The sequence below is a fragment of the Rathayibacter sp. Leaf185 genome (assembly GCF_001423885.1).
In the GTDB taxonomy this organism is placed as follows: domain Bacteria; phylum Actinomycetota; class Actinomycetes; order Actinomycetales; family Microbacteriaceae; genus Rathayibacter.
This window is the reverse complement of the sequence record NZ_LMPP01000002.1, coordinates 678,256-690,791: the sequence shown is the minus strand read 5'-3', so window position 1 is coordinate 690,791 and position 12,536 is coordinate 678,256. Positions and strand designations below refer to the sequence as shown.

The window sequence follows — 12,536 nt, the reverse complement described above, 5'->3', positions numbered from 1 at the left end:
TTCATCGAATCCATTCGACAACCCGTCCCTCCGGACTCAGGACGCCTGCGGGACCCGCGCCTCGACCCGGCGCTTGAGCGACTGGTTGAACGCCGCGTAGCCCCCGTCGCCGTGGTTCTTCGCGAAGAGACCCGTGAACGGCCCGGTGAGCGCTCCCGAGAACGTCTCGGTGTTGTGGACCCGGGTGCCGCCGTCGTCGGTGACACTGAGGACGAAGGAGTGCTCGCCGAGGAAGAGCCCCGCCGAGAGGAGCGTCGCCGACCACTGCAGCTCGCGGGCCTCGTCGACGGCGGTGACCGTCGAGGAGAACCAGAACCCGGGCATCCGCATCCGCATCCGCAGGGTGCTGCCGAGCTCTGCGGTTCCGTCGACACGGGAGAAGTTGCTCCACTCGCCGTACGCGGAGAAGTCGGAGAGCACCTCCCAGACCTCCTCAGGAGTGGCGATGATGTCGACCGTGGTGGCGAGGACGATGCTCATGGTGTCTTCCGTTCTTCGGGTGCGGCGGGTGGTGGAGTCAGCATGCTCCGCTGCGAAGCTATAGTCAATAGCCATCAGCTATTGCTTATAGGCCCCAAGGCGGCCATGCTCGAGACCATGAACTCGACGAGCGCCGGCCACCGTGCCTAGGGCCGGACTGACCAGGGACCGCGTGGCGGAGGAGGCAGCCGCGATGGCCGACGAGGTGGGCCTCGCCCGGCTCACGCTCTCGGCCCTCGCGGAGCGCCTCGGCGTCCGCCAGCCCTCCCTCTACAAGCACATCGACTCGATGGCGGGCCTGCACCGCGACATCGCCGTGCACGCCAAGCGCGCACTGGGCGGAGTCCTCGCGCGGTCCTCCGCCGGCCGCTCCGGCGCGGACGCGATCGCGGCGATGTCGCACGCCTACCGCGACTGGGCACGGGAGCACCCTGCCCGGTACGAGGCGGCGAACCTGATGCCGGCGCCCGGCGACGTCGACGACGAGGCCGTCTCGGTCGCCGCGATCCAGGTGATCGCCGACGTCCTCGCCGCCTACCGCCTCGAGGGCGACGACGCGGTGGACGCCGTCCGCGCCTTCCGCTCCACGCTGCACGGGTTCGTCTCGTACGAGACGGCAGGAGCGTTCCAATGGAGCGCCGACGTGGACCGGAGCTTCGAGCGGCTCGTCCAGGGCTTCATCGTCGCCCTCGACCACTGGCCCGAGACCGCTGCCTCGTCCCGCTAGATCCGACCCTCTCCTTGTGCCCATCGCGGGCGGACAGGTCGTCGAGGCCGGATCGACGCCTGATGACCCGGCTGCAGGTCGGCGCCGCGTGACCGACGCCGAGTCAGGCCGGGTGCAGCTCGGCCGTCAGCGGGTCGGCCAGCAGGTGCTCGAAGGCGAGCTCGGCGGCTCCGAGCATCAGCAGATCGCCGCCGAGCTCGGTCCGGGCGATGCGCACGGAGTCGAGCGCGACACGGAAGGGGCCGCCGCGCGCCAGCCGCGCCTCGAGGAACCCGGGTGCGACTCCGACGAGCGCGCCCAGGAACCCGCCGAGCACCACGAGCTGCGGGTTGAAGATGTTGATGACGTTGCGCAGCGCCACCGCGAGGTGCCCGAGCTGCCGCTCGACCTCGGTGCGCACGGCGGGGTCCTCGGAAGCGGCGAGCGCCTCCTCGAGCCGCTCGCTCTCCTCGAGCCCCAGCACCGTGAGCAGCTCGGCGCGCCCCACCTCGGTCTCGAGGCAGCCGATCGCGCCGCAGTGGCAGTCGACGCCCGCGCTGTTGACCAGGGTGTGGCCGATCTCGCCCGCGTAGCCGTCGATGCCGTGCAGCGGCGTGCCTCTGACGATGACGCCGGCGCCGATGCCGCTCGCGCCGCCGTTGAGGTAGACGAGGTGCGAGACGTCGCGGCCGGCGCCGAGGACGCTCTCGGCGAGCGCGCCGAGGTTCGCGTCGTTGGCCGACAGGACGGGGAGGCCAGTCGCCTCGGCGAGCATGCGCGAGAACGGCTCGTCGGACCAGCCGAGGTGCGGGCCGACCCTGACGAGTCCGTCGGCGTCGCGGACGAGGCCGGGGACGGCGACGCCGATCCCGACGGTGCGGACGTCCTCCGGCAGCTCGGCGAGGAGCTCGGCGACGGCGTCGGCCGCGAGGCGCGCGGCGGCCTCGGCGGTCGGCACGGAGGCGGTGCGGCGGATGCGGTGGCGCACCTCGGCGTCGAAGCCGACGACCGCGACGGTCACCGCGTCGATCTCGGGGTTCACGGCGAGGGCGACGATCCGCGGATCGGCCTCGACGATCGGGCTCGGGCGCCCCACCTGGTTCACCGTGTCGGGGTCGCGCTCGCGGACGATGCCGAGCTCGACGAGCTCGCCGACGAGAGCCGCGATCGTGGAGCGGTTGAGCCCGGTCGCCCGCGTGAGCTGCGAGCGGGATCGCGGGCCGCCGCGGTGGACGAGACGGAGGATCGCGGCGAGGTTGTGGCGCCGGACCCGGTCGAGGTTGTTGCCGCGCGTCGCGTGGTCGGGCATTCCGCGATCTCCTCTTCTGGCCGGAGCCAGCCTATCGGCGGGCGGGACGGCGCCCGCCGCGCATAACGTCAGCTGAGAAGAGTCGTCGCGCACGATGGTGCGCGAGAAGCCCTCTCAGCTGACGTTGCGCGACTCAGGCTCCGGCGCGGGTCCAGCTCCAGGAGCCGGCGGGCGCGTCGACGGCCACGTCGCCTCCCGAACGGGTCACGGTGAACACGGTCTCGGCTCCGGAGTCGTGCGCCACGACCCGCACTTCGGTCGCGCCGTCGCCGCCGGGGAAGACCCGGAGCTCGAGCCCGTCGAGGTAGTCGTACTCGGCGACGTCGCTGCGCGCGCCGACCGGGATCACCGCGCCCTCGCGGACGTAGAGCGGCAGCGAGTCGAAGCCGTGCACCTCGCGGCGCCACTCCCCCGTCGAGGCGATCGTCTCGCCGGTCCACCAGCTGGTCCAGAGGCCGCGGGGCAGGTAGAACTCGACCGAGCCGTCGGCGGTGAACACCGGAGCGACCAGCAGGTCGTGGCCGAGCATGTACTGCGTGTCGAGGTGCGCGGCGTTCCGGTCGTCCTCGAACTCGAGCGTCATCGGGCGCATGACGGGGGTGCCGACGCGCGCCGCCTCCGCTCCCGCAGCGAACAGGTAGGGCATCAGCGAGAGCTTGAGCCTCGTGAAGCGGCGGGTGACCTCGACCGCCTCCTCGTCGAACGCCCACGGCACGCGCACCGACGACGAGCCGTGCAGTCGCGAGTGCGACGAGAGCAGGCCGAAGGCGAGCCAGCGCTTGAACACGCCGGGATCGGGCGTGCCCTCGAAGCCGCCGATGTCGTGCGCCCAGAAGCCGAAGCCGCCGAGGGCGAGCGAGAGCCCGCCGCGCAGGGTCTCGGCCATCGACACGTACGAGGAGGTGTTGTCGCCGCCCCAGTGCACGGGCAGCGCCTGGCCGCCGACGGTGGCACTGCGGGCGAAGAGGGCCGCGCGACCCTCGCCGAGCTCCTCCTCGAGCACCTCGAACACGGCGCGGTTGTAGAGCTGGGTGTACCAGTTGTGCATCGCCTCGGGGTCGGTGCCGTCGTGCCAGACCACGCCCTCGGAGGGGATGCGCTCGCCGAAGTCGGTCTTGAACGAGTCGACTCCCTGGCGCACGAGGATGCGCAGCTTGTCCTGGAACCAGCGCGTCGCCTCCGGGTTGGTGAAGTCGATCAGCGCCATGCCGGCGACCCACAGGTCCCACTGCCAGACGTCGCCGGAGGCGGTGCGCAGCAGGTAGCCCTTCTCGCGGCCCTCCGCGAAGAGGGCGGAGGCCTGCGCGATGTAGGGGTTGATCCAGACGCAGGTGTGCAGGCCGCGCTCGTGCAGGCGGGCGAGGATCCCCTCGGGATCGGGGAAGGTGCGCGGGTCCCACTCGAGGTCGGTCCACTGGAACTCGCGCATCCAGAAGCAGTCGAAGTGGAAGGCCGAGAGCGGCAGCTCCCGCTCGGCGAAGCCGTCGATGAAGGAGGTGACCGTCTCCTCGTCGTAGCTCGTGGTGAAGCTGGTGGTGAGCCAGAGTCCGTAGGTCCAGGCGGGGACGACGGCCGGGCGGCCGGCGAGCCCGGTGTAGCGGCGCAGCACGTCCTTCTTCGTCGGGCCCTGGATCACCAGGTACTCCAGCGCCTCGCCACCGACCGAGAACTGCACGCGCTCGACCGCCTCCGAGCCGATCTCGAACGAGACCAGGCCCGGGTCGTTGACGAGCACGCCGTAGCCGCGGCTCGAGAGGTAGAACGGGACGTTCTTGTAGGCCTGCTCGGAGGAGGTGCCGCCGTCGGCGTTCCAGACGTCGACGGTCTGGCCGTTCTTGACGAAGGGGCCGAAGCGCTCGCCGAGGCCGTAGACGAGCTCCCCGACGCCGAGATCGAGCTGCTCGTGCAGGTAGGCCTCGCCGTCGGGACCCGTCAGGTAGCCCTGCGCCTTGTGCCCGGAGCCGGTGAGGCGGGTGCCGGTCGCGGTGTCCCAGAACTCGAGTGACCACGGTGCGCCCTGCGCCAAGCGGACCTCGAGATCGCCCGTGCGGAGCACGCCGCCCGCCTCCGTGACCCTCGCCTCGCCGACGGAGCCGTCGACCAGGTCGAACCCGGGGCGCGTCGCGGTGCCGCGCCAGTGCTCGATGCGCACCTTCGCGACGCCCTCGGCGGGGGACGAGACCGTGACGGTCAGCGTGGGGCGGTTGAGCACATCGCCGCGACCCTGGATCACCTTGGTCGGAGCGATCACCTCGAGCGTCGAACCGTCGGTGCGGATGTCGTACGCCTCCTGCGAGAAGAGGGGCGTGAATCCTGCCCTCGTCTGCCAGAACCCGTCGGTGAACTTCATGCGTGTGCCTTTCCGGGGCGGTGATCGCGCTCGTCGGAGCGCGCCGAAGAAGAGGAGCGCCACGGGGCGGCTCAGGAGGAGCCCGCCCCGCGGCGATAGTGGTGCTACTTGACCGCGCCGGCGGTGATGCCGCGGGTCAGCGTGCGCTGGAAGATCAGGAAGAAGATCAGCGTCGGCAGCAGGCCCAGAAGAGCGCTGGCGCTGGTCGTCGTGACGTCCATGATCTTGTCGCCCTGGAGGCTCGAGATCGCGATCGGCACGGTCTGCGTCGCATCGCTGACCAGGAACACCAGCGGGATGAGGAACTCGTTCCAGGTCCAGATGAAGAAGAAGATCATCAGCACCGAGAGGGTCGGCCGCGAGATCGGGACGATCACCCGGGTGAGCACCTGCCACTTCGAGGCGCCGTCGAGAGCCGCGGCCTCGAGGATCTCCTTGGGGAAGGTGCCGTAGACGCTCGAGAGCAGATAGGTGCCGAACGCCGACTGGATCACGGTGAAGATGATGATCACCGAGAGCTGGCTGTCGTAGATGCCGACCGCCTTGAACATGTAGTACAGCGGGTAGAGCAGCGCCTCCTGGGGCAGCATGTTCGCCAGCAGGAACAGGATGATGATCCAGCTCCGGCCGCGGACGCGTCCGATCCCGATCGCGTAGGCGTTCAGCACCGAGAGCACGACCGCGAGGATCGCGACGGAGCCGGAGATCAGGATCGAGTTGCCGAGCTTCTCGGGGAAGTTGACGCGCTCCCAGAAGGTCGAGAGTCCGTCGAACGAGAGGCCGGTCGGGATCGACAGCGGACCGTTCGCCGAGTAGTCGGTCGGGGACTTGAACGAGTTGAGCAGGATCAGCACGACGGGGCTGATGATCACGAGTCCGATCACGACCGCCACGAGCAGGATCATCCAGTCGCCGAGGGTGCGCTTGGTCGCGCCCTTCGACGCCTTGGGCGCCTTCTTGGGAGTGGTCAGGTCACTGTCCTCTGTGCCGGCCTGAGTGAGGGGCAGGGTCTCGATGGCCGACATCAGCGGACTCCTTCGCTGCGCTCGACGCGCTCCTGGGCGCGGATGAACAGGACGGCCAGGATCACGATGACGATCGTGAGAGCGGTCGCGATGGTCGCGCCGTAGCCCACCTGCTGCTTCTGGAAGAACTCGGTGTAGGAGTAGTAGCTGGGCACGATCGTCGAATCGCCCGGCCCGCCGCGGGTCAGCGCGTAGATCGGTCCGAAGACCTTCAGCGCCGCGATGGTGCAGGTCAGGGTGACCACGAAGACCTCGGGGCGGATGATCGAGATGGTGATCCAGCGGAAGCGCTGGAACCAGTTGGCGCCGTCGAGCTCGGCGGCCTCGTACAGCTCGGGATCGACGCGCTGCAGGGCGGCCATGAAGATGACGACCGGGTAGCCGAGCTGCACCCAGATCATCACGACCATGATCGAGAGCATCGCGGTGTCGGGCTTGCCGAGCCAGTCGTGCGCCAGCGAGCCGAGACCCACGGCCTCGAGGATCGAGTTGAGCGCGCCGTTGTCGGGGCGGAGGATCCAGCCGATCACGATCGCCGCGATGACCGTGGGGAGGATCTGCGGCAGGTAGTAGGTCGCCCGGAGGAAGCTGGCGAGCCTGCCGCCGAACTTCTTGCCGACCAGGTCGAACAGGATGGCGGCGAGCAGCAGGCCGAGGATCGTCGGGACGATCACCATCGCGATGATCATGTAGACGGAGTTGAGGAAGGACGTCCAGAACTGGTCGTCCCCCATCAGCTCGATCCAGTTGTCGAGGCCGATGAAGATGGGCGGCTTGATGCCGCGCCACGAGGTGAAGCTGATGTAGATGTTCCAGATCAGCGGGATGAGCACGATGAACGTGAACAGCACGAACCCGGGGATCAGGTAGAGCCAGTAGCCGCCGGCGCGCTTCTCGCGGGGGGCCTTCGCGGCCGGAGGCGGCGGTGCGCTCTCCGTGCGACGCGGGGCGGTCGTCGTCATGTCGTAGTCCTTCGTCCGGGGATGTGCTCGGGGGTGGGCGAGATGCCACTCGCGTACGCGACACGCCGAGTGGGGCGTGCGCGAGTGGCATCTCGCGAGGTGGGGATTCTGACGACCGTGGTGCGGCCCCTGTAGGGGCCGCCGTCACGATTCAGAGGCTGCCGCGGCTGTTCCGCGCCCGCGGGCGCGGGGCTGCCGCCTTTCGTCGCCGAATCAAGTGACGCGCAGCGTCACTTGATGTCGGCGACGCCGTCGTCGTACTTCTCCTGGAGCTCGGAGAGCATGTCGGTCTCGTCCTTCGAGCCGTTGATGAGCTCCTGGGTCGCCGCGACGAGGTCGTCGTAGAAGGTCGCGGTGGGCCAGTCGGGGTAGAAGGAGAGCTGGTCGCCGTCGACGACCGTCTTCCACTGCGAGAGCAGCTCCTTGCTCTTCTCGTCGGTGATCGCGGTCTCGTCGACGACCAGCGGGATTCCTCCGTTGTTGCCGATGAGGTTCTGGATCTCGGGGCGCATCGTGATGTCGATCCACTTGTAGGCGAGGTCCTTGTTCTTCGCCGTCTCGGGGATGACCCAGTGGTTGCCCGCGGAGCCCATCGTGAACTCTGCGCCGGGGAAGAGGAAGGTGTTCCACTCGAAGCCCGTGATCTCGGTCTTGAAGCGGCCGAACCACCACGAGCCCGAGAAGAAGATCGGGTACTCGCCCGAGATGAAGGCGGTACCCGCGTCCTCGGCCTTGAGCCCGGAGGCATCGGCCGAGAAGTAGCCCTTGTCGACGTAGGTCTTGAGCTGGTCGGCCGCGTAGCTCCACGCCGCGTCCTCGAAGTCGACCTCGCCGGTGTAGGTCTGGTAGTCGGTGATCCAGGAGCGATCGGCCTTCAGCAGCGCGAGCTGGTAGAAGAGCTGCTGCAGCGGATACTCGGCGCCGGCCTCGGCCAGCGGGGTGATGCCCTTGGCGACGAAGGCGTCGAGCACGGCGAGGAACTCGTCGTAGCTGGTCGGCACCTCGAGGCCGTTCGCGGCGAAGGCGTCCTCGTTGTAGTAGACGAAGGTGAACTCACCGTAGTTGGGGATGCCGTACCAGGAGCCGGAGCCCATGATGCCCTTGTCGTCGTACTTGGCGGTCGTCTGGAGCGCGCCCGGGATGAGCTTGTCCCAGCCGTAGAACTCGACCGCCTCGTCGAGGTTGGTGAGCAGTCCCTGGCTCGAGAGCAGTCCGCTGGTCGCGTTGCCCTTGTTGTACTCGACGACATCCGGAGCCGAGTTGGAGTTGAAGATCTGGCTGGCGCCGGTGCGGAGCTGCTCGAAGGCCTTGAACTCGTAGGCGATCTCGGCGCCGGTCTCCTTGGTGAAGATGTCGCGCGCGGCGAGCCAGGCGATGCCGCGGTCGCTGTCGGGGGTCTCGAAGTCCCACATGGTGAGGGTGCGGCCGGCGCCGTCGACGGTGGTGGAGAGGGCGTCGGAGCCGGCGTCGGAGCCGCCCCCCGAGCAGGCGGCCAGCGCGAACATCGCGCTGATGCCGACGCCGCCGGCGATCAGGCCGCGGCGGCTGAGGGCGCCGACCGAGGACGCGCTCGGACGGTGGAAGGCAGTGCTGGAACGAAGCGACATTGCGGGTGTTCTCCTTTGAATGGGTGCCGCAGGGCTGTGGCGGGATGGTGCAGGCGGCGTGGAGCGCTCTCTCAGTGGCCGAGGAGGCTTCGAAGCGTTTCGACGATGGGCGGACGGAGGTGGATCGGAGGACGGGAAGGATCAGGAGACGAGCGGAGCGAGCGCGCCACTCGGCGCGAGCGCGATGGAGCCGTGGTCGACGTAGTGGGGTGGGAGCAGCTCGACGCCGACGGTGCGACCGGAGTCGATCTGCTGGAGGGTCCGCGCGACGGCCGCGCGGCACATCGCCTCCAGTGGCAGCGGGATCGAGCTGACGGGGACCGGCAGCGTCGCGCCGTCGTAGCTCGCGCAGGCGGCGAGCACGGAGAGATCGCCCGGCACGCTCAGACCGCGCTCGAGGACGCGGTCGAGGACCGCCTCCGCCACGGGCTCGTTGCAGTGCAGCACGAGGGCGGTGGGCGCTGCCGCGAGGACCGCGTCGATCGCCGCGACGGCGCTGCCGCGGCCGAGGTGCGGGCGCTCCACGACGAGGTCGAGGCCGAGGGCCGTGCACTCGCTGCGGAACGCGTCGTCGTAGCGGCGCACGAAGCCGGCGTTGCGGTCGGTGTACGACTGCGGGTGCTCGATCAGGCCGATCGAGCGGTGGCCGTTCTCGGCGAGGGTGCGCACGCTCTGCCGCGCGGCCTCGGCGAAGTCGAGGTCGACGCAGGCGAGGTCGTGCGCGTCGGAGGGGACGCCGATGAAGGTCGCGGGAACACCCGCCTCGCGGATCAGCGTGGCCCGCTGGTCGTCGTCGTCGACACCCATCAGGACGATGCCGTCGACGAGGGAGGAGGACGAGACGCGGCCGATGCCACTGGACGCCTCGTCGGTGACGAGCAGCAGCACGTCGTAGTCGGACTCGCGGGCCCGCTCGAGCACCTCGGTCACGAAGCGCATGTGCGTGGGGAGGTGCAGCTCGCCGCGCATCGGCGCCGAGAGCGCGAGGATGTGGGTCCGCGCCCCGGCGAGCATCCGCGCCCCGGCGTGCGGCCGGTAGTCGAGCTGGCGGACCGCGTCCTCGACGCGCTGACGCGTCGTGGCGGCGATCGAGCGCTTGCCAGAGAGGGCGTACGAGACCGTGCTGATCGAGACCCCGGCGGCGCGGGCGACGTCGTGGATGGTCGCCATCGTTCCTCCTGCCGGACCTCGTCGTCGGTGCGATCGAGGCTTCGAAGCGCTTCGACCGATCGTGCTGCAGTGCACTGTACGCACAGTCGAAACGCTTCCGCAAGGAATTCGTTCGGCGGCACCACATATCGACGCGACGCGGCGCCCGCGCCATTGCGCCTCGTCCCCGCCCCCGATATGTTGGGCGCAACAACAATTCGGCGACGTCGCCGGAAAGGATCGGTTCCATGTCTCTGACCCCCACCCGCGAGGACAAGTTCTCCTTCGGCCTCTGGACCATCGGCTACAACGGGGCGGACCCGTTCGGCGGCCCGACCCGCCCGCCGCTCGACGTGGTGCATGCCGTCGAGAAGCTCAGCGAGCTCGGCGCCTACGGACTCACGTTCCACGACGACGACCTCTTCGCCTTCGGCTCGACCGACGCCGAGCGCCAGACCCAGATCGACCGCCTCAAGGGCGCCCTCGACTCGACCGGCCTCATCGTGCCGATGGTCACCACCAACCTCTTCAGCGCCCCGGTGTTCAAGGACGGCGGCTTCACGTCGAACGACCGCGCCGTCCGCCGCTTCGCGCTGCGCAAGGTGCTCCGCAACCTCGACCTCGCCGCCGAGCTCGGCGCCAAGACCTTCGTGATGTGGGGCGGCCGCGAGGGCGCCGAGTACGACTCCGCCAAGGACATCCGCTCGGCCCTCGAGCGCTACCGCGAGGCCGTCAACCTGCTCGGCGACTACGTCACCGACAAGGGCTACGACATCCGCTTCGCGATCGAGCCCAAGCCCAACGAGCCCCGCGGCGACATCCTGCTGCCGACGCTGGGCCACGCGATCGCCTTCATCGACTCGCTCGAGCGCCCCGAGCTCGTGGGTGTGAACCCCGAGACCGGCCACGAGCAGATGGCGGGCCTCAACTTCACCGCCGGCATCGCCCAGGCGCTGTACCACGGCAAGCTCTTCCACATCGACCTCAACGGCCAGCGCGGCATCAAGTACGACCAGGACCTCGTCTTCGGTCACGGCGACCTGCACAACGCGTTCTCGCTCGTCGACCTGCTCGAGAACGGCGGCCCGGGCGGCGTCCCCTCGTACGACGGCCCCCGCCACTTCGACTACAAGCCCTCGCGCACCGAGGACGAGACCGGAGTCTGGGACTCGGCCGCCGCCAACATGCGCACCTACCTGCTGCTCAAGGAGCGCGCCGCGGCCTTCCGCGCCGACCCCGAGGTGCAGGAGGCGCTCCAGGCCGCCAAGGTCCTCGAGCTCGCGCAGCCGACGCTGAACGAGGGCGAGTCGTACGACGACCTGCTCGCCGACTCCGCCTCGTACGAGGACTTCGACACCGACGCCTACCTGGGCGGCAAGGGCTTCGGCTTCGTGAAGCTCCAGCAGCTGGCCACCGAGCACCTGCTCGGCGCCCGCTGACCCACTCCCCCGGGGCCCCTCCGGCTCCGATACGGACGAGATCCCGCGCTCGACGCGGGGTCTCGTCCGTTCTCCTGTCTCCCGGCGGAGGCGACCCCTCCGCCCGTACGGAAAGGTGACGGCGATGACGCTCGTCGCAGGCATCGACTCCTCCACCCAGAGCTGCAAGGTGGTCGTCCGCGATCTCGAGAGCGGAGCCGTCGTCCGCACGGGCCGCGCCGCTCACCCCGACGGCACCGAGGTCGATCCGGCCGCGTGGTGGGAGGCGCTGCAGCTCGCGATCGCGGACGCCGGCGGCTTCGACGACGTCGCCGCGATCTCGGTCGGCGGGCAGCAGCACGGCATGGTCGTCCTGGACGCCGAGGGTCGCGTCATCCGCCCCGCGCTGCTCTGGAACGACACCCGCAGCGCCGGCGCCGCGCGCGACCTGATCGAGGAGCTGGGAGCGGACGCGTGGGCCCAGCGCACCGGCAGCGTGCCCGTCGCCTCCTTCACCGCCACGAAGCTCCGCTGGCTGCGCGACGCCGAGCCCGAGAACGCCGCGCGCGTCGCCGCCGTGGCGCTCCCCCACGACTGGCTGACCTGGCGCCTGCTCGGCTACGGTCCCGATGCGCCGCAGCTCGACGCGCTCACGACCGATCGCTCCGACGCCTCCGGCACCTCGTACTGGGGCGCCGACGGCTACGACCTCGAGCTGCTCGAGCGCTCGCTCGGCCATCGGCCGCTGCTGCCCCGGGTGCTCGGGCCGTCGGAGGCGGCGGGCACCACCCCGAGCGGCGTCGTCGTCGGCCCCGGCGCGGGCGACAACGCGGGCGCCGCCCTCGGGCTCGGCGCGGGCCCGGGCGACGTGGTCGTCAGCATCGGCACGAGCGGCACCGTGTTCGCGGTGACGGACTCGCCGGTGCGCGACGCCTCCGGGACCGTCGCGGGCTTCGCGGACGCGAGCGGCCGCTTCCTGCCGCTGGTGGCGACGCTGAACGCGGCGCGCGTGCTCGCCTCGACCGCGGCACTGCTCGGCAGCGGCTTCGACGACTTCGCGGCCCTGGCCCTCGAGGCCGAGCCCGGCTCCGGCGGCCTCGTGCTGGTCCCCTACTTCGAGGGCGAGCGGACGCCCAACCTGCCGGATGCGACCGCGAGCCTGCACGGCATGACGATCGCCTCGACGACCCGGCCGAACCTGGCGCGCGCCGCCATCGAGGGCATGCTCTGCGGGCTCGCCGACGGCCTCGACGCGGTGCGCGCGCAGGGCGTCGAGGCGCGGCGGATCCTGCTGATCGGCGGAGCGGCGCAGAATCGCGCCGTGCAGCTCGCGGCGTCGCAGGTGTTCGACGTGCCGGTCGTGGTGCCGACCCCGGGCGAGTACGTGGCCGACGGCGCCGCCGTGCAGGCGGCGTGGGCGCTGACGGGCGAACGGCCGACGTGGGAGGTCACGTCGCTCGCGGAGCCTGCGCCGGATCACCGCGCGGTCATCCGCGAGCAGTACGCGGCGGCCCGCGCCTGACGACGAGC

The 12,536-nt window shown here is 70.2% G+C and carries 10 protein-coding genes; 3 read left to right on the top strand and 7 right to left on the bottom strand.

What is annotated here, in order from left to right:
* Positions 1 to 36: 36 nt before the first annotated feature.
* The gene (locus tag ASG06_RS10560; RefSeq protein WP_056041793.1) at positions 37 to 480 is read right to left on the bottom strand and encodes an SRPBCC domain-containing protein; all 444 of its coding nucleotides are present in this window, start codon (positions 478 to 480) and stop codon (positions 37 to 39) included.
* 193 nt (positions 481 to 673) lie between these two features.
* Between ASG06_RS10560 and ASG06_RS10555 the strand changes: the two genes are divergently transcribed.
* The gene (locus ASG06_RS10555; protein ID WP_197409420.1) at positions 674 to 1,207 is read left to right on the top strand and encodes a TetR/AcrR family transcriptional regulator; all 534 of its coding nucleotides are present in this window, start codon (positions 674 to 676) and stop codon (positions 1,205 to 1,207) included.
* Between the two features lie 103 nt (positions 1,208 to 1,310).
* On the opposite strand, the gene ASG06_RS10550 is transcribed toward ASG06_RS10555, so the two are convergent.
* The 6 genes from ASG06_RS10550 to ASG06_RS10525 all read right to left on the bottom strand — a co-directional run bounded on the left by ASG06_RS10550 (position 1,311) and on the right by ASG06_RS10525 (position 9,609).
* The gene (locus tag ASG06_RS10550) at positions 1,311 to 2,495 is read right to left on the bottom strand and encodes an ROK family transcriptional regulator (protein WP_056041790.1); all 1,185 of its coding nucleotides are present in this window, start codon (positions 2,493 to 2,495) and stop codon (positions 1,311 to 1,313) included.
* A 133-nt stretch (positions 2,496 to 2,628) separates the two neighbouring features.
* Positions 2,629 to 4,845, bottom strand: a complete 2,217-nt coding sequence (yicI, locus tag ASG06_RS10545; RefSeq protein ID WP_056041788.1) for an alpha-xylosidase — start codon at positions 4,843 to 4,845, stop codon at positions 2,629 to 2,631.
* Between the two features lie 104 nt (positions 4,846 to 4,949).
* On the bottom strand, positions 4,950 to 5,870 hold the full coding sequence (locus tag ASG06_RS10540; RefSeq protein WP_082499125.1) for a carbohydrate ABC transporter permease: 921 nt from the start codon (positions 5,868 to 5,870) through the stop codon (positions 4,950 to 4,952).
* The gene (locus tag ASG06_RS10535; RefSeq protein ID WP_056041786.1) at positions 5,870 to 6,832 is read right to left on the bottom strand and encodes a carbohydrate ABC transporter permease; all 963 of its coding nucleotides are present in this window, start codon (positions 6,830 to 6,832) and stop codon (positions 5,870 to 5,872) included. Before ASG06_RS10535 ends, ASG06_RS10540 begins: the two co-directional genes overlap by 1 nt.
* A gap of 230 nt (positions 6,833 to 7,062) precedes the next feature.
* The gene (locus ASG06_RS10530; RefSeq protein WP_231727677.1) at positions 7,063 to 8,439 is read right to left on the bottom strand and encodes an ABC transporter substrate-binding protein; all 1,377 of its coding nucleotides are present in this window, start codon (positions 8,437 to 8,439) and stop codon (positions 7,063 to 7,065) included.
* 141 nt (positions 8,440 to 8,580) lie between these two features.
* Positions 8,581 to 9,609, bottom strand: coding sequence for a LacI family DNA-binding transcriptional regulator (locus tag ASG06_RS10525; protein ID WP_056041784.1), 1,029 nt, complete (start codon positions 9,607 to 9,609; stop codon positions 8,581 to 8,583).
* Positions 9,610 to 9,836: 227 nt separating this feature from the next.
* On the opposite strand from ASG06_RS10525, the gene xylA reads away from it, so the two are divergent.
* Both xylA and xylB read left to right on the top strand, forming a co-directional pair.
* Positions 9,837 to 11,027: a xylose isomerase gene (gene xylA / locus ASG06_RS10520; RefSeq protein ID WP_056041781.1), complete on the top strand. Its 1,191-nt coding sequence runs from the start codon at positions 9,837 to 9,839 to the stop codon at positions 11,025 to 11,027.
* 124 nt (positions 11,028 to 11,151) lie between these two features.
* Positions 11,152 to 12,528: a xylulokinase gene (gene xylB / locus ASG06_RS10515; protein WP_056042547.1), complete on the top strand. Its 1,377-nt coding sequence runs from the start codon at positions 11,152 to 11,154 to the stop codon at positions 12,526 to 12,528.
* The last annotated feature ends 8 nt before the right edge of the window (positions 12,529 to 12,536 follow it).

Bases quoted from the DNA above. Each gene is read 5' to 3' on its own strand.
- ASG06_RS10560 (WP_056041793.1), bottom strand. From the start codon at position 480: ATGAGCATCGTCCTCGCCACCACGGTCGACATCATCGCCACTCCTGAG.
- ASG06_RS10555 (WP_197409420.1), top strand. From the start codon at position 674: ATGGCCGACGAGGTGGGCCTCGCCCGGCTCACGCTCTCGGCCCTCGCG.
- ASG06_RS10550 (WP_056041790.1), bottom strand. From the start codon at position 2,495: ATGCCCGACCACGCGACGCGCGGCAACAACCTCGACCGGGTCCGGCGC.
- yicI (WP_056041788.1), bottom strand. From the start codon at position 4,845: ATGAAGTTCACCGACGGGTTCTGGCAGACGAGGGCAGGATTCACGCCC.
- ASG06_RS10540 (WP_082499125.1), bottom strand. From the start codon at position 5,870: ATGTCGGCCATCGAGACCCTGCCCCTCACTCAGGCCGGCACAGAGGAC.
- ASG06_RS10535 (WP_056041786.1), bottom strand. From the start codon at position 6,832: ATGACGACGACCGCCCCGCGTCGCACGGAGAGCGCACCGCCGCCTCCG.
- ASG06_RS10530 (WP_231727677.1), bottom strand. From the start codon at position 8,439: ATGTCGCTTCGTTCCAGCACTGCCTTCCACCGTCCGAGCGCGTCCTCG.
- ASG06_RS10525 (WP_056041784.1), bottom strand. From the start codon at position 9,609: ATGGCGACCATCCACGACGTCGCCCGCGCCGCCGGGGTCTCGATCAGC.
- xylA (WP_056041781.1), top strand. From the start codon at position 9,837: ATGTCTCTGACCCCCACCCGCGAGGACAAGTTCTCCTTCGGCCTCTGG.
- xylB (WP_056042547.1), top strand. From the start codon at position 11,152: ATGACGCTCGTCGCAGGCATCGACTCCTCCACCCAGAGCTGCAAGGTG.